Consider the following 16424-nt stretch of genomic DNA (forward strand, 5'->3'; position numbering starts at 1 on the left):
CGCATCAGCCGGGTACTAACGGCGCAATTGCGTCACATGTTTAGCCGATAGTTCTTCGAGGCAGGTGACCCCGAGCAGCGCCATCGTCCGGGTGATGCCGCTTTGCAGGATGTCGATCGCACGCCTGACCCCGGCCTCACCGCCGGCCATCAGCCCGTACAGGTAAGCCCGGCCGACCAGCGTGCACCGTGCTCCCAACGCGACCGCCGCGACGATGTCAGCGCCCGACATGATGCCGGTATCCAGCAAAATCTCGGTGTCCTTACCCAATTCGCGCGCAACCATCGGCAACAGATGGAACGGCACCGGCGCCCGGTCGAGCTGACGGCCACCGTGATTGGACAACACGATGCCGTCGACGCCGCGCTCGACGACGGCACGGGCGTCGTCGAGCGTCTGAATCCCCTTCACCACCAGCTTTCCGGGCCACTGGTCTTTGATCCAGGCCAGGTCGTCGAAGGTAACGCTGGCGTCAAACATGGTGTTCAGGTACTCGCCGACCGTTCCTGACCAGCGGTCCAGCGAAGCGAAGGCCAGCGGCTCGGTGGTGACCAGGTCAAACCACCAGTGCGGGTGCGGCAGCGCGTCGAGAACGGTGCGCAGCGTCAACGCCGGTGGGATCGACATACCGTTGCGGACGTCGCGCCACCGCGCACCGGCGACCGGAACGTCGACGGTGACCAGCATGGTGTCAAAGCCCGCGTCCGCGGCGCGCTTGACCAACGCCATCGAGCGGTCTCGGTCACGCCACATGTAGAGCTGAAACCATTTGCGGCCCTGCGGAACCGCGGTCACCACGTCTTCGATGGCACAGGTGGCCAGCGTGGACATCGCGAACGGGATCCCGGCCGCCGCTGCCGCCCTCGCGCCGGCGATCTCACCTTCGGTGTGCATCAACCGGGTGAAGCCGGTCGGCGCGATGCTGAACGGCCACCCGACCGGCTGTCCCAGGACGTGCCACCCAGTGCACACGTTGGTGACGTCGCGCAGGATCGTCGGGTGAAATTCGATGTCTCGGAAGGCTTGTCGCGCACGCTGCAGAGACAACTCGTCTTCGGCGGCGCCGTCGGTGTAGTCGAATGCCGCTTTGGGGGTGCGCCGTTTGGCGATGCGCCGCAGATCCTCGATGGTCAGCGCGGCCTCGAGGCGGCGTTTCGTGCGGTTGAACTCGGGTTGTTTGAACTGGATGAGCGGCGCCAGGTCGTTGACCCGGGGCACTCGTCGTTTGACCGCCATGTGTGCAACCGTAATCACTATGGGACCGGCAACCGACCGCTTCGATTTGAAGCGCTTCGTCGAGGCGCAGGCTCGCGTCTACCCCAGCGTCCTCGAGGAGCTTCGTGCCGGACGGAAACGCAGTCACTGGATGTGGTTCATCTTTCCCCAGCTGGCAGGGCTCGGCAGCAGCCCGATGGCGGCGCGCTTCGGCATCTCCTCGCTCGAGGAAGCCCGGGAATACCTGCGCCATGAGCTGCTCGGGCCCCGCCTGCACGAGTGCACGCAGCTGGTCAACCGAGTGCAAGGCCGCTCTGTCAGCGAGATCTTCGGCTCGCCCGACGACCTCAAGCTGTGCTCGTCGATGACACTGTTCCTTCGGGCGACCGACGACAACCAGGACTTCGCCGAACTGCTCGAGAAGTACTACGGCGGCCAGCAGGACCCACTGACCCTGAAGCGGTTGGGCATCACCTGAGCCCTTAGGCAGGCCGCAGGATCCGCCATCCCTGTGCCTCTACGACCACCGTGTCGACAACCTCCTGCGGCGGGGCGGAAGATCCGGCGAGAACCTCGGCGTGGGCGACGCCCAGTTCCTTCAGCACCAGGCGCATCGGCTGGTCGTCGATGTTGAGCGCGACCAGCAGCGCATCCTGGCCGCCGCTTGCCCGGTAGACGTAATGCCGGTTGTCCAGCAGCAAAGCGGAGGTCGACGCCGCGTGCAGCCACGGATGCCGACGGCGCAGCCCGACGAGAAACTGGTGCAATGCCCAAACTTTGGCGCTGGCTTCATCCAATGGCATTGGGGGAGAAGCGAACTCCGGGCGCACCGCGTCATCTCCGCCGTACCGCTCTTCCTTGAGGCCTAGCAGACCGAGCTCGTCGCCGGCGTACACGCTGGGCACTCCACCGACGGTCAGCAGGATGACCAGCGCATGGGCCAGATGCTCGGGACGCTCTAGACGGCTGGCGATCCGGGTGACATCGTGGTTGCCGATGAAAGTCAGCGGCGCGAACGTGCCCAGAAACTCGTTGTGCCGCTGCAGCGCCCAGTCCAGCTCGAAGAAGTTGCCGTCGTTGAGACCGCTCCAGATAGCCTTCCACAACTCGTATTGGGTGGCCGAGTCGAACCCGGCGCCTTCGACCGCCGAGGCGTAGTCGCCGTGGATGAGTTCGCCGACGAACCATGCGTCGGGATGCTGTTCGCGTACCCGCGGCAGGACGGCTGCCCAAAATGATTGCGGCACAGCGTAAGCCGCGTCCAGTCGCCAACCATCGGCACCACGGCCGAGCCAGTGCGACATCACGTCCACGGTGTAGTCGACAACCTCGGCGTTGTCGTGGTTGAGGGTGAGCAGCCCGGAGTGCCCTTCGAAGGTATGAAAACGACCCGGACGCCCGCGAAACCAGCGCGCCGCTGCGGCACTGTGCGAGGCCTCCCGGTAGCGCGGGAAGTCCTGGCCGACGTGGTTGAACACGCCGTCGAGCAGGACCCGCAGACCGCGTCGGCGAGCCTCGGCGATCAGGTGGTCGAAGTCGGCGTCGTCGCCGAGTCGCGGATCGACGCGGTAATGGTCGGTGGTGTCGTAGCCATGGGTGCGGGAGGCGAAAATCGGCCCCAACGCAATTCCCGACGCACCCAATTCGATCGCGTGGTCGAACCAGCCGGCCAGCCGCCGCAGCCGATGTTCATTCGGTCCCGGCGGCTCAACCGCGGGAAATGCGCCGACGAAACCCAGGGGATAGACCTGCCACCAGATCGCATGCTCGATCCAGGATGTGCTCAACCGTCGGTCCCCTTCATGCCGCGAATGTAAGTTCGGCCCTATGGAGAAGGTAATCGCCGTGCTCAGGCGCGCCGACCCGGACGACGACTGGTGTGCCCGCCAGCGCGGCCCGGTTGCCGACGAGCTGTTGGGCCTGGGCGTTCTCGGGCTGTCTGTCAATGTCCGTGACGGCGCGGTCCGCCACTCGCTGATGACGCTGACGACGCTGGACCCGCCGGTGGCCGCGCTGGTGAGCCTGTGGACCCAGCAGTGCTACGGCGAACAGGTGACGGCGGCGCTGGGCCTGCTGGCCGCCGAATGCGAACACCTCAGCGCCTACCTGGTGACCGAATCGGTCCCGATGCCTGCCCCTTCTGCCGAAACCGGCTCGCGCACAACGGGTTTAGCCAACATCGCGCTGCTGCGCCGGCCCGCGGCCATGGACCTGGATACCTGGCTGGCCCGATGGCAGGGCGACCACACATCCGTGGCTATCGAGACACAGTCGATCTTCGGCTACACCCAGAACTGGGTGGTGCGGGCACTCACGCCCGAAGCACCGGGAATCGCGGGCATCGTCGAGGAGTTGTTTCCCGAGGAGGCGATCACCGACCTGAAGGCGTTTTTCGGCGCCGCCGACGATGACGACCTGCAGCACCGGCTAAGCCGGATGATCGCCAGCACAACTGCATTCGGCGCCAACGAGAACATCGACACGGTGCCCACCAGCCGCTACGTGTTCAAGACACCATTCGAAAGTTGAGGACGGCACATGACAACACTCGACGACGCGGTTTCGTTGGCGGCCACGGAAAGTGGCTTGGCGGTGGTGTCCACGGTTCGCGGCGACGGGACGGTGCAAGCGTCGCTGGTCAACGTCGGCCTGCTGCCGCACCCGCGCAGCGGTCAGCCGGTGCTGGGCTTCACCACTTACGGCAAGGTCAAGCTCGCCAATCTGCGGGCGCGGCCTCAGCTCGCCGTCACCTTCCGCAACGGCTGGCAGTGGGCGACCGTCGAGGGCCGTGCGGAGCTGGTCGGCCCGGACGATCCGCAGCCGTGGCTGGCCGACCCCGACCAGTTGCGGCTGCTGCTACGTGAGGTCTTCACCGCCGCCGGCGGCACGCACGACGACTGGCCGGAGTACGACCGGGTGATGGCCAAGGAGCGGCGCGCAGTGGTGTTGATCGAGCCGACCCGGGTGTACAGCAACGGCTGACCCCGCCGAGCAGACACAACGACGGTAGGTTGGCAACTCGTGATGCTGCAGATCGACGACCAAAACCGGGTACGCACCCTGACGCTGAACCGGCCCGAGGCGCTGAACGCCTTCAACGAAGCCCTTTACGACGCCACCGCGCAGGCGTTGCTGGACGCGGCCGAAGACCCGGACGTCGCGGTGGTACTGCTGACCGGTTCCGGGCGGGGCTTCTCCGCCGGCACCGACCTCGCCGAGATGCAGGCACGCATCACCGATCCCGATTTCACCCCGGGCAAATACGGCTTCCCTGGTCTGATCGAAGCGCTGAGCAACTTTCCCAAGCCGCTGATCTGCGCGGTGAACGGCGTCGGGGTGGGCATTGGCACCACCATCCTCGGCTACGCCGACCTGGCGTTCATGTCGTCGGCGGCACGGCTGAAATGTCCCTTCACCAGCCTCGGCGTGGCCCCCGAGGCGGCATCGTCGTATCTGCTGCCCCAGCTGGTGGGCCGGCAGAATGCCGCATGGCTGCTGATGTCCTCGGAATGGGTCGACGCGCAAGAGGCGTTGCGCATGGGCCTGGTATGGCGTGTCTGCGAGCCCGAGGAGCTAATGCCCGAAGCCCGTCGGCATGCCGAAGTGCTTGCCGCCCGGCCGATTTCGAGCCTGATGGCGGTCAAGCACACGATCGTGGAACCCGTCCGCCCGGAGATCCTGGCAGCGACCGCGCGGGAGAACGCTCACTTCGCCGAGTTGATGGGCGCACAGGCCAACGCCGCCGCTCTGGCGGATTTCAACAAGAGTCGCTAACCGACCTGATCTAGCCCGCCCGCTCGAGTTGGGCCGCCGCGGCGATGATCGCCCGCAGCGTGCGACGGCAGCGCCCGCAGTCCGCGCCCGCACCACAGGCGGCGGCAACCTCTTTCGACGTCGACGCACCACGCGCCACGCAGTCGGACACCGTCTGGTTGGTGGCCCCGACACACAGGCACACGTACATCGAATCCCCTAGGCGAAACTGCCGATTGGAACAGACCGCATATTAGTGAAGTCTATCCTAAGTAGGTTAGCGGAGTCTAACCTAAGTAACGACACGTGACCGAATCGTCGCCTGCGCATGACGCGCCGAAGGCGGATAAAAGCGCGCGCCGACGCACTGCTGCTGGACTAGATTGAGATCGGCACGCCGGTTAGCCACAGGCCGGCGAGATGGTGCTCCAGCCCAGCCCATCTGCCGCGGTTCGACATCGACAGCCCTCACAGCCTAGGAGTGGTCATGCAAGGTGATCCGGATGTTTTGCGCCTGCTGAACGAACAACTGACCAGCGAGCTCACCGCTATCAACCAATATTTCCTGCACTCCAAGATGCAGGACAACTGGGGTTTCACCGAGTTGGCGGAGCACACCCGCGCCGAGTCCTTCGACGAGATGCGGCACGCGGAGGCGATCACCGACCGCATCCTGTTGCTGGACGGCCTGCCGAACTACCAGCGGATCGGGTCGTTGCGGGTCGGCCAGACGCTGCGCGAGCAGTTCGAGGCAGACCTGGCTATCGAATACGACGTGCTGAACCGTCTCAAGCCCGGGATCATCATGTGCCGGGAGAAGCAGGACAGCACCAGCGCCACGTTGCTGGAGAAGATCGTCGCCGATGAGGAGATCCACGTCGACTATCTGGAAACACAGCTGGAGTTGATGGACAAGCTGGGCGAGGAGCTCTACTCGGCCCAGTGCGTCTCGCGGCCGCCGAGCTGACCTGCCCCCGTCAGCCGCGGTATGGGTGGCTGCCGGGTACCCGTTAGCATCGATCGCCGACGGGAAGGCAGCGATGACGGCCCCGAAATCAGCAACGGTCGCGGATGCGCAGGCCGCGGATTCCGCCCCCAGCAGCACGCTGATCAGCGCTCAGCGGCGCAACTTCATCTTCGTGGCGATCATGCTGGGCATGCTGCTGGCGGCACTGGATCAGACCATCGTCGCCACCGCGCTGCCGACCATCGTCGCCAATCTGGGCGACGCCGGACATCAATCCTGGGTGGTGACCAGCTACCTGCTGGCGTCGACAATCGTCACCGCGCTGGTCGGCAAGCTTGGCGACCAGTTCGGCCGCAAGCGGGTGTTCCAGGCCGCCGTGGTGTGCTTCATGGCCGGGTCGGTGCTGTGCGGGCTGGCGCAGTCGATGACCATGCTGGTCGGGTCGCGGGCGTTGCAGGGCATCGGCGGCGGCGCGATCACCGTGACGGCCAGCGCGTTGATCGGTGAGGTGGTCCCGCTTCGTGAGCGCGGCCGCTACCAGGGCATATTGGGTGCGGTTTTCGGTGTGACGACGGTGATCGGGCCGTTGCTGGGCGGGTACTTCACCGACTACCTCACCTGGCGGTGGGCGTTTTGGATCAATGTGCCGGTGTCGGTGTTGGTCATCATGGTGGCGGCCGCCGCGATCCCGGAGCTGACAGCGGCCACCAAGCCGGTGATCGACTACGCGGGGATCGTGTTCGTCGGGCTGGGCGCCACCGGCCTGACGCTGGCCACCAGCTGGGGCGGCACCCGCTACCCGTGGGGGTCGACGACGATCATCGGCCTGTTCGCCGGTGCCGCGGCAGCCCTGTGCATCTTCGTTTGGGTGGAAAACCGCGTGCCCGAACCGATCCTGCCGATCCGGCTGTTCGGCAGCCCCGTGTTCACGGTCTGCTGCGTGCTGGCCTTCGTGGTCGGGTTCGCCATGCTGGGGGCACTGACGTTCCTGCCCACCTACATGCAGTACGTCAACGGGGTCTCGGCCACCACGTCGGGGCTGCGCACGCTGCCGATGGTGGCCGGCATGCTGATCACCTCGACCGGCAGCGGCACCCTGGTCGGCCGGACGGGCCGCTACAAGACCTTCCCGGTGACCGGCACCGCGCTGATGGCCGTCGCGTTCTTGCTGATGTCGCGGATGGAGGCGTCGACGCCGGCCCTGGTGCAATCGCTTTACCTGCTTGTCCTGGGCGCCGGTATCGGGCTGTCCATGCAGGTGCTGGTACTGATCGTGCAGAACACGTCTAATTTCGAGGACCTCGGCGTGGCCACGTCGGGCGTGACGTTCTTCCGTACGATCGGCAGCTCGTTCGGTGCCGCCATATTCGGCACCCTGTTCGTCAACTTCCTCAACCACCGGATGGGCGCAGCGCTCGCGGCCAGCGGCGCACCCGCCGCTGCGGTCAGTTCTCCAGCGGCCCTGCACCGGCAGCCGCACAGCGTGGCCGCGCCGATCGTGGCGGCCTACTCCGAATCGCTGACCCAGGTGTTTTTGTGTGCGGCCCCGGTCGCAGCCCTGGGCTTCGTCCTCGCCCTGTTCCTGCGCGAGGTGCCGCTGCGCGACATCCACAACAGCGCAGTCGATCTTGGCGACGGATTCGGCATGCCCAACCCCGAAACACCGGAGCGGATGCTGGAGAACGCGATCGCCCGGATGTTGCGCGGCGAACCCGGGGTACGGCTGCGCAGCATCGCCATGAGACCGGACTGCCGGCTCGACGTGGCCGGGTTGTGGGGTGTCTTGCGCACCTACCGCTTCGGGCAGATCTACGGCACCGCGCGGCTCACCGACATCGCCGAACATCAGCGGCTGCCCTTCGAGGTCCTCGAACCCACCTTCGCCCGCCTGGCCGCCAGCGGGTACCTGCGACGCGACGGCGACGGGATGTGGCTGACCGGTGCGGGACGCCAGCAGGTCGACTACGTGTACTCGCTGCTGCTGGCGTGGATCGTCGACAAGCTGTCCCGGTCGCCCGGCTTCCAAGGCCGACCGGATCGGCGTGAGGTCGAAGCCGCACTACAGCGCATCGCGCATCGTGTTCTGGCCCAACGTGATTGGCATGACGAGGCGCCGACAGTGGCACTGGCCGGCAGCAGGCGCCGGCAGTCAGACGGGCCGGGCGTACCATCACGCCATGAGCCGAATCGGACAATTCGCTGACGACGACGTCTACAGCTGGGCCACCAAATCTCCCGACCTCGGCGGCGCGATCGCCAACTTCAGCCAGGTCGTGTACACCAAGAACCGGCTGCCGATGCGCACCCGCGAACTCGCCCGGGCGGTGATCGCCCATGACAACGAATGCGTCGTCTGCGTCAACACCCGCGACGCCGACGGCCCGGCCGCCGGTGTCGACGAGGAGCTCTACGAGCACGCGCCGGAATGGCGCACGTGGCCGGGATACAGCGAACAAGAGCGCCTGGCCGCCGAATTCGCCCACCGATTCGCCACCGAGCACACCAAACTGCGCGACGACGAAGACTTTTGGGCCCGGTGCAGCGAGCACTTTTCCGAAGAGCTGCTGGCCGACCTCGCTATGTCCTGCGCGCTGTGGGTCGGCATGGGGCGGATGCTGCGGACCCTCGACATCGGCCAGGCCTGCAAGCTGACCTTGCCCAGCCGCGCCTAGCGAGCGCGGCTGTCTTGGCCCGGCACGGCCACGCTGAAGAATGGCTGCCATGACGGCCGCCACACCCCTTGCCGCCGCGGCGATCGCCCAGTTGGAGGCCGAGGGAGTCGACACCGTCATCGGCACAGTGGTGAACCCTGCGGGGCTCACGCAAGCCAAGACGGTGCCGATTCGCCGGACCAACACGTTCGCCGATCCCGGCCTCGGTGCCAGCCCCTCCTGGCATGCCTTCGCCATCGACCAGACCGGCATCGCCTTCACCGAGCATGTCGGCGTCGTCGGGGATCAGCGCATCCGCATCGACTTGTCAGCCCTGCGAATGATCGGCGGCGGGCTGGCGTGGGCGCCCGGGGCGTTCTTCGAGCAGGACGGCTCACCGGTACCGTCCTGTACCCGCGGGACACTGCAGCGGGTCGAGACCGCGCTCGCCGAAGCCGGCATCGAGGCGGTGGTCGGACACGAGATCGAGTTCCTGCTGGTGGATCCCGACGGCGGGCGGCTGCCCTCGACGCTGTGGGCGCAGTACGGGCTGGCCGGGATACTCGAGCACGAGGACTTCGTCCGCGATGTCACGGCCGCGACCGCCGCAGCCGGCGTGGGTATCGAACAGTTCCATCCCGAATACGGGGCCAACCAATTCGAGATCTCGTTGTCGCCGTTAGCTCCGGTGGCCGCTGCGGACCAACTGGTGCTGGCCCGCCTCATCATCGGCCGGGCCGCCCGCCGCCATGGGCTGCGCGTCAGCCTGTCGCCGGCGCCGTTTGCCGGCAGCGTCGGATCCGGTGCGCACCAGCACTTTTCACTGAGTAACTCCGACGGTCCGCTGTTTTCGGACGGAACCGGCGTTGCCGGCATGACCCCGGCGGGGGAGAGCGCGGTGACGGGTGTGCTGCGCGGGTTGCGGGAGGCGCAGGGCATCCTGTGCGGATCGATCGTCTCGGGTTTGCGGTTGTGTCCGGGTAACTGGGCGGGCGTGTACGTGTGCTGGGGAATCGAAAACCGTGAGGCCGCAGTGCGATTCGTCAAGGGCGGCCCGGGCAGTCCGCACGGCGGCAATGTCGAGGTGAAGGTCGTCGATCCGTCGGCCAACCCATATCTCGCGTCGGCAGTGATCCTCGGATTGGCACTGGAGGGAATCAATGCCGAATCGACGCTGCCGCCGGAAACGACGATGGATCCCGCTCAGCTCTCGGATTCGGAACGCGACCGGGCCGGCATTCTCCGCCTACCCGAGTCTCAAGCTGAAGCCATTGCCGCACTTGACAATTCCCGGCTGATTCGCGGGATACTCGGTGATCCCGTCGTCGACCTGGTGGTCGCGGTGCGACGGCTGGAGCAGGAGCGTTACGCGAAACTGCGCCCTGAGCCACTGGCGGACAAGTTTCGGATGGCTTGGAGCCTGTGACCGAGCTTGCGGAACACATCGCCGCGGTCGGGCTGATCGATCAGCATGTGCACGGGTGCTGGTTGGCGTCGGGGGACCGGACGCGATTCGAGAACGCTCTCAACGAGGCGAACACGGAACCGATTACCGACTCGGGTTTCGACTCGCAACTCGGCTTCGCCGTGCGTAACCACTGCAGTCCGCTGCTGGGGCTGTCCAGACATGTTGACCCGCAAACCTATTGGGAACACCGCAGCCGACTCGACGAAATCGAACTGGCCAGCCTCTTTCTGCCGGCCGCAGGTGTGACCGACTGGCTGATCGATACCGGAATCAACACCGACGTAGCCGGCGTCAACGATGTGGGGCAGTTGTCCGGGGGCCGTGGCCACGAGCTGGTTCGTCTCGAGCAGGTGGCCGAACAGGCCGCGCGCGCACCGGGCGACTATGCGGCGGCGTTCAGCGAAATATTGCACCGGCGAGCGGCCGTTGCAGTCGGCACCAAATCGATCCTGGCCTATCGCGGGGGCTTCGACGGCGACCTGACGGAGCCGTCGGCGGCGCAGGTCGCCGAGGCCGCCGCGCGGTGGCGCGATCGCGGTGGGGTGCGGCTATCCGATCGGGTGCTGTTGCGGTTCGGCTTGCACCAGGCGCTGCGACTTGGCAAGCCGCTGCAATTCCACGTCGGCTTCGGCGACCGGGACTGCGATCTGCGCAAGGCCAATCCGCTGTACCTGCTGGACTTTCTGCGGCAGTCCGGCGATACGCCCATCGTTTTGCTGCATTGCTATCCCTACGAGCGCGAAGCCGGCTACCTGACGCAGGCCTTCAACAACGTTTATCTCGACGGCGGACTGAGCGTGAATTATCTGGGCGCCCGGGCCCCGGCGTTCATCGCCCGCCTGCTGGAGCTGGCGCCGTTCCGCAAAATCCTGTACTCGTCGGATGGTTTCGGTCCCGCGGAGTTGCACTACCTCGGTGCGCTGTTGTGGCGCAACGGTATTCACCGTGTCCTCAGCGGATTCGTGGCGGACGGCGATTGGAGTGCGGCCGACGCGATCCGGGTGGTGGACCTGATTGCCCGCGACAATGCCGCACGCGTCTACCGCGTTTGAGGCCGACCAGCTGGGGGTATGAAGGCCGTTATGGCAACCATGGGGGATGTCTTGGACTGGGCGCGCAAGCAAGTCGTGTCCCGGGTCCCCAAGGCCGACCTCGACCAGCGCGACCCCGACTACATCCGCGACCAGTTGCCGGGCACCTGGCTGCTGGCATCGCTGTATTTCCGCGCGGAGGTCGACGGTCTGGACCGGATTCCCGCCGAGGGGCCGGTGCTCCTGGTCGGCAACCACAGCGGCGGCAACGTGCCGCCTGACACGTTCGTCTTCACGCTCGCGTTCTGCTCCTACTTCGGGGTGGAGCGGCCCTTCTATCAGCTGGCCCACAACCTCGTCGTCTCCGCGCCGCCGCTGGGCTGGCTGCGCAAGTTTGGCACGGTCGCGGCCAACCATGAAAACGCCCGGCTCGCATTGGAGTCCGGGGCTGCCCTGCTGGTATATCCGGGCGGTGACTACGAGGTCTTCCGGCCGTCGTGGGAGCGGCACAAGGTCGACTTCGGCGGCCGCATGGGTTATGTGCGGCTGGCCCGAGAGGCCGGGGTGCCCATCGTGCCCGTCGCCAGCGTCGGCGGTCAGGAAAGCGCATTGTTCCTCGACCGCGGGCAGTGGCTGGCGAAACTGCTGATGGCGGACCGGTTGCTGCGGCTCAAGAGCATCCCGATCTCGCTGGCGCTGCCGTGGGGCCTGAACATCAGCGACCTGGCGGGGCACATTCCGCTGCCTTCCAAGATCGTGATCGAGGTGCAGGAACCGATCGACGTCGACGGTGACGACCAGGCAGTGCACGACAAGGTGACGGCCAGCCTGCAGGGCGCCGTCGACCGGCTGGCCGCCAAGCGCAGGTTCCCGGTGATCGGCTGATGCGCGTCGAACGCCGTTGCGTGATCAACACCGACCGCGACGCGGTCTGGAAGGTGGTCAGCGACCCGGACCGCTACCCGTCGTTCATGACCAGCCTGGAACGGTGGGAGGCCGCGAACGACCATCCGCCGGGTGTCGGCGCGCGCTACACCGTGCATTGGAAGGTCGGCTCGGTGCCGGTGGGCGGGCTGGTCGAGGTGGTCGAGTTCGACGAGAACCGCGACGTGGCCTGGGTCGGGATCACCGGCGTCAGCCTGCGGGGGCGGATCCGTTTGCGCGACGGCAGCGAGGGCCAGACCAAGGTGACGTTCCGGCTGTCGTATCAGGCGCCGGGGGGCCTTCTCGGGTATATCGCCGACCGGATCGCGGTGCGTCAGGTGGGCCGCAACGTGTCCGAGACGCTGAAATCCCTCAAGAAGCTCCTCGAGTCTTAGTGGCGATCGCCAGCGCGGCGCAGCCGCGCGCAGCGGGTCGCCACCGTCAGACCCAGTGGCGATCGCCAGCGCGGCGCAGCCGCGCGCAGCGGGTCGCCACCGTCAGACCCAGTGGCGATCCTGGTGGGCAGGTAGCGGAATGAACCGCCGCAGCTTTCCGCTGGCCTGGTGACGCTGCAGGCTGTCGACCACCGTGATTTGGATCGCCGGGTCGGGCAGTCCGTATCCGCGCAGTGCGGCGATCAGCGCCGTGCTCAAAGCTGGGACATCGGGTGTACCCACCACCAGAATCTCCGCGCCCGTCAGGGTCTGGGTGACCTGGTACTCCGTCACGCGGGCGTCGGTGCCCAGCACGTGGCGAAATACGATGGGCGGCACCAGGATTGGGCCGTACCGAAAGTCGTCGTCGCGGCGGCCGCCGACAGCGGCGATACGCGCGAATGCGCTGCCGCATGCGCACGCGCCGTCCAGCGATACCACCTGATCGCCCAGGTCGTAGCGGATGAACGGAAAAGTCCGGTTGGACAGGCCGGTGGCCAGCGTCCGTGCCGCCGGTTGGCCGGGCCCGACCGGCATTCCGCCGTCGTCGACGCGTTCCAGGATGACCTCGTCCTCGCAGACGTGCAGCCCTGGACCATGCCCGCAACCCACCGCCTGCACCCCGATTTCGGTGGAACCCCACACGTTGTGGATCGCGGGATCCCAGGCTTCGACGATGGCCTCGCGGTCCTCGTCGAGCAGCGGCTCGGAATTGGTGCTCACCCGCACCGGTCCGATGTCCAGGTCACCCGCGAGCGTGGCCCGGGCCAGACGCCCGATCACCGACGGATAGCCCACCAGGTGGGTGGGCAGCGCGGCGGCGACCGCGGCCAGCACTTCGCCGAACGGGGCGCCCGCGGCGATCACCACCGTCTGCATGCCTGCGGCGGTGGGGATGTCGAACAGTGGCGTGCTGGCGTGCGGCGGGATACCGGCCTCCAGCACGGCAAGCCGCGCCGGGCCGGAAAGCGCCGGTGCGCGTAGCTCTTCCCGCGCCTGCGTTCGCCAGGCCAGGCAAGCCGCCGAGACAAAGAACTGCCAATCCCACACATAGACACCGCGGACCCCGCTGGAGCCACCGGAGCTGAAGATCTGCTGATCGTCAGCGGTGTAGGAAAACCATTGCTGCTCAACAAGAATCCGTTCCGCACTGGCACGGTCCAGGCCGGGTGCGGTGACGATGTCATCCCACTGCTGCTGGGCTTCCTGCTTGGTCATCATCGGGAGCGACGCGAGGTCGGCGACCGTCGCCCCTGACGGGTCAAATCCGCGCAGGCGCCCCGCGTGAAAAGGCGACCGTTGCTGTGCGTAGGTCAGCAGGGCCCGCAGCCGGTGATCGCGGTGTTGCTCGATCTGCTGGCGTGACCAATCCAGACGTGCGACGTGGTCCACCAGACTGACCTGCACCGCGCCGAGATGCGCTGCGCGCCTGCGCCGGTAGGCCGACATCGCTAGGAGCGGATGGGGAAGAGCTTCAGACCAATCCTGTCGCATCGAATACCCAGCTGGTGTCGCCGTTCGCCAGGTTCTCGAAGTGGCTGGGAGGCGCGAAGCTGACGAGGCTGTTCATGTCCCAATAGTCTTTCCAGACCGTGATTTTGCCCTCCACCACTTGGTGGACGCTGACAAATCTGAGCACGCCGTGCTCGCCGGTCTCGAACGTCCATGTCTCGGAGTGCTCGTACGTCACGTCGCGGCCGTTGGACAGTAGCAGGCCGCTGTGGTTCTCATAACCGGCCAGCGGCGCGAGTCCTATCTTGAGCCGTTTCACGATGTCCTCGGGACCGCGTGCCGAAATGGCAGGGACCGGGATGTCGACATACAGACAGTCCGGCGACAGGAAGGTCTTGACCGCCGTCCAGTCCCGCTGCGAAAGCGCCTGCCACAACCCGACTACCGCCGCCGTCTCGACCGTATTCGTAGAAACCTCTGTCATAGTCGCCAATAACACCCGGCCGCAGCACAGCTGTCAACGGCTCCGGCGCACACTCCCCACAGTGACTCCGTTACAGCAGCGCTGGCCGTCGATCTGCTGCCGGCTTACTCGAACTTCTGCGCCGTGGACGCAGAGCCAATGTCCTGAGGACAAAGTGAACGCCGTGAGTGCGCACTCAATCGCCGCGTGCCGAAAGTGCTCTAGCTAAGTGGAGGCCATCGAGCGCGCAGGCCCCAGGGTGACCGGCAGCGACGACCAACCGCGCAGCACCCGGGTATCCCGCCGGCTGCCGGCGCCCGCGGACCGCACCTCGGGGAAGCGCTCGAAGAACGTGCGCAGCCCTACTTCACCTTCGGCGCGCGCCAGGGCAGCTCCCAGGCAGAAGTGCCTGCCGCCGGAGAAGGCCAGATGCCGCCCCGCGTTGGCTCGTTCGATGTCGAAGCGGTGCGGATCGGGAAATATCTCCGGATCGCGGTTGGCGGCGGCGAGGTAGATCACCACCAACTCCCCGCGCCTGACGGTCGCACCGTCCAGCTCGACGTCGTTGCGTGCCAGGCGCGCGGTGAGCTGAACCGGTGAGTCCAGCCGCAGGATCTCCTCGACGGTGTTCGGCCACAGCTCGGGATGACGGCGCAGCGTGTCCAGGTGCTCGGGCATGTCCAGCAGCATCCGAATCCCGTTGCCCAGCAGGTTCACCGTCGTTTCGAACCCGGCGGCCAGCACCAGCCCGGCGAGCGCCTGAAGTTCGATCTCGGAGAGATGCGCATCGGCCGGGCCGTTTTCGGATCGCTGAATCAGCTGGCTCATCAGGTCGTCGCCGGGATTTCGCCGCAGCTGCCGCAGGTGCTCGGCGAGCCAGAGATTGAACCCGGCGATTCCCTTCTGGACGCGCCGGTACTGCCGCCATGGCAGACCGATGTCCAGGCTCGGCGCGGCCAACTCGCCGAACTCCAGGACGCGAGGCCGGTCCGACTCGGGAACACCGAGGATGTCGCTGATGATCGCGACCGGAAGTTGCGAGCAATACCGCCCCACGATGTCGACAACCCCGGAGCCGCCGGACTCAGCGGCCAGCTGATCCAACAGCCTGGCCGCGGTGTGCTCGACGCGGTCACGCAATGCCGCGACCGCCCTGGTGGTGAACACCGCCGACACCGTCTTGCGGTAACGCGTGTGGTCGGGGGGCTCAACCGCCAGCAACGACGGTGGCCGCAGCGGATGGAGCAGCTCGTCGCGTACGCGAGCCTCCAGCCACCGTATCGGCGCAGGCAGATTCGATCCGACCATCAGCACCCGGAAGTCGTCGGAGCGCAGCAGGTCATGAGCGAGGGTATGGCCGACAGCCAGATACGTGACCCGGCCCTTCAACAGCGGCCCCTGTGGCTGGAGTTCGTCGTAAAACGACACCGGGTCGGCGACCACCGTCGGATCGGCGATCAGCCTGGCCGGCAAGTCCCCCCTGCGCGCCCCGACCGTCGCGACGCCGCGGACGAACCCGTGCAGCACAAGCCAATGCAGTCTCTGCTTCACGGGTCCTCCAGTGATCGGCCGGTCGCAGGTTCTTTCGACAGCCTAGGACCCGCGGCACCCGGGATGCGTGCCTCAGCAGTCGGCGACGATCTTGAACTCTGTCGTCACAGCCTTGTTGGGATTGTGGCTGTTGATGCCGTAAGCGCTGCCGGTGAACGTGTAGGTGCTTTTGACCAGGTCGACGTGGGTTTGGCCCACCCCGCCCTCCCACGCACTGCCATTGAACCCGTCGACGTTTCGGATCTTCACCCACTGGGGGATCGCCCTGTCACCGCTGATCAGCACCACCGCTTCGACCTGGCCGCCGCGGTCACGGATGTCGATGGTCCGGTACTGCTGGGTTTGACTGCACGCGGGAGGGCTGGCGACGTGCGTGGTCCCGTCCACGGTCAGGCGCGCGGCCTTGCGGGGCACCGTCTGGGCGTGCGCGCAGCCGGTGACGCCGGCGGTGACGACCAAAGCAACGCCTGCCACCTTGACCAACCGGTTCAGCACCAGGCACCTCCGTCCGTCGC

General features: G+C 66.6%; 18 protein-coding genes. 11 read left to right on the forward strand and 7 right to left on the reverse strand.

The genetic code is table 11. The features are described 5' to 3' along the window. Positions 1-15: 15 nt before the first annotated feature. Entirely contained in the window at positions 16-1236 is a 1221-nt protein-coding gene (locus A5791_RS21815; protein WP_067241441.1) for an alpha-hydroxy acid oxidase, read from the reverse strand. A 19-nt stretch (positions 1237-1255) separates the two neighbouring features. On the opposite strand from A5791_RS21815, the gene A5791_RS21820 reads away from it, so the two are divergent. Continuing rightward, a complete protein-coding gene (locus A5791_RS21820) occupies positions 1256-1693 on the forward strand; it encodes a DUF1810 domain-containing protein (RefSeq protein WP_067241312.1) in 438 nt (145 codons plus the stop codon). 4 nt (positions 1694-1697) lie between these two features. Here A5791_RS21820 and A5791_RS21825 read toward each other — a convergent pair whose 3' ends face one another. Next, positions 1698-3002 (reverse strand): alpha-amylase family protein, encoded by a 1305-nt coding sequence (locus tag A5791_RS21825; protein WP_067241314.1) that lies wholly within the window; start codon positions 3000-3002, stop codon positions 1698-1700. A gap of 40 nt (positions 3003-3042) precedes the next feature. On the opposite strand from A5791_RS21825, the gene A5791_RS21830 reads away from it, so the two are divergent. From A5791_RS21830 to A5791_RS21840, 3 genes are read left to right on the forward strand one after another with little or no spacing between them, the layout of a single operon-like run. Beyond that, on the forward strand, positions 3043-3744 hold the full coding sequence (locus A5791_RS21830; RefSeq protein ID WP_067241316.1) for a hypothetical protein: 702 nt from the start codon (positions 3043-3045) through the stop codon (positions 3742-3744). A 9-nt stretch (positions 3745-3753) separates the two neighbouring features. Beyond that, positions 3754-4197: a PPOX class F420-dependent oxidoreductase gene (locus A5791_RS21835; protein ID WP_067241318.1), complete on the forward strand. Its 444-nt coding sequence runs from the start codon at positions 3754-3756 to the stop codon at positions 4195-4197. Between the two features lie 39 nt (positions 4198-4236). After that, positions 4237-4989 carry an enoyl-CoA hydratase/isomerase family protein gene (locus tag A5791_RS21840; protein WP_067241320.1) on the forward strand — a complete coding sequence of 251 codons (753 nt, stop codon included), beginning with the start codon at positions 4237-4239 and terminating at the stop codon, positions 4987-4989. Between the two features lie 10 nt (positions 4990-4999). Here A5791_RS21840 and A5791_RS21845 read toward each other — a convergent pair whose 3' ends face one another. Continuing rightward, a complete protein-coding gene (locus A5791_RS21845) occupies positions 5000-5179 on the reverse strand; it encodes a bacterioferritin-associated ferredoxin (protein WP_067241322.1) in 180 nt (59 codons plus the stop codon). A 276-nt stretch (positions 5180-5455) separates the two neighbouring features. On the opposite strand from A5791_RS21845, the gene bfrA reads away from it, so the two are divergent. The 7 genes from bfrA to A5791_RS21880 all read left to right on the forward strand — a co-directional run bounded on the left by bfrA (position 5456) and on the right by A5791_RS21880 (position 12404). Further along, positions 5456-5935, forward strand: a complete 480-nt coding sequence (gene bfrA / locus A5791_RS21850) for a bacterioferritin BfrA (RefSeq protein ID WP_067241443.1) — start codon at positions 5456-5458, stop codon at positions 5933-5935. Between the two features lie 73 nt (positions 5936-6008). Next, a complete protein-coding gene (locus A5791_RS21855; RefSeq protein WP_067241324.1) occupies positions 6009-8138 on the forward strand; it encodes an MDR family MFS transporter in 2130 nt (709 codons plus the stop codon). After that, entirely contained in the window at positions 8113-8607 is a 495-nt protein-coding gene (locus A5791_RS21860) for a carboxymuconolactone decarboxylase family protein (protein WP_067241326.1), read from the forward strand. The genes A5791_RS21855 and A5791_RS21860 overlap by 26 nt, the downstream gene beginning before the upstream one ends. A 40-nt stretch (positions 8608-8647) precedes the next feature. Next, the gene (locus A5791_RS21865; RefSeq protein ID WP_067241328.1) at positions 8648-10012 is read left to right on the forward strand and encodes a glutamine synthetase family protein; all 1365 of its coding nucleotides are present in this window, start codon (positions 8648-8650) and stop codon (positions 10010-10012) included. After that, positions 10009-11106, forward strand: coding sequence for an amidohydrolase family protein (locus A5791_RS21870; RefSeq protein WP_231995981.1), 1098 nt, complete (start codon positions 10009-10011; stop codon positions 11104-11106). Before A5791_RS21865 ends, A5791_RS21870 begins: the two co-directional genes overlap by 4 nt. Before the next feature lie 30 nt (positions 11107-11136). Beyond that, the gene (locus A5791_RS21875) at positions 11137-11970 is read left to right on the forward strand and encodes a lysophospholipid acyltransferase family protein (RefSeq protein WP_067241446.1); all 834 of its coding nucleotides are present in this window, start codon (positions 11137-11139) and stop codon (positions 11968-11970) included. Next, entirely contained in the window at positions 11970-12404 is a 435-nt protein-coding gene (locus A5791_RS21880; RefSeq protein ID WP_067241333.1) for an SRPBCC family protein, read from the forward strand. Before A5791_RS21875 ends, A5791_RS21880 begins: the two co-directional genes overlap by 1 nt. Before the next feature lie 102 nt (positions 12405-12506). On the opposite strand, the gene A5791_RS21885 is transcribed toward A5791_RS21880, so the two are convergent. The 4 genes from A5791_RS21885 to A5791_RS21900 form a co-directional block, all read right to left on the reverse strand. Then, positions 12507-13892 (reverse strand): phenylacetate--CoA ligase family protein, encoded by a 1386-nt coding sequence (locus A5791_RS21885; RefSeq protein ID WP_156661541.1) that lies wholly within the window; start codon positions 13890-13892, stop codon positions 12507-12509. Positions 13893-13917: 25 nt separating this feature from the next. Further along, positions 13918-14379: a limonene-1,2-epoxide hydrolase family protein gene (locus tag A5791_RS21890; protein WP_067241338.1), complete on the reverse strand. Its 462-nt coding sequence runs from the start codon at positions 14377-14379 to the stop codon at positions 13918-13920. 204 nt (positions 14380-14583) lie between these two features. After that, the gene (locus tag A5791_RS21895; protein WP_067241341.1) at positions 14584-15909 is read right to left on the reverse strand and encodes a cytochrome P450; all 1326 of its coding nucleotides are present in this window, start codon (positions 15907-15909) and stop codon (positions 14584-14586) included. Between the two features lie 72 nt (positions 15910-15981). After that, entirely contained in the window at positions 15982-16404 is a 423-nt protein-coding gene (locus A5791_RS21900) for a lipoprotein LpqH (protein ID WP_067241343.1), read from the reverse strand. Between the last annotated feature and the right edge of the window lie 20 nt (positions 16405-16424).

It is taken from the genome of Mycobacterium sp. 852002-51163_SCH5372311, assembly GCF_001667115.1.
Classification (GTDB): Bacteria; Actinomycetota; Actinomycetes; order Mycobacteriales; family Mycobacteriaceae; genus Mycobacterium.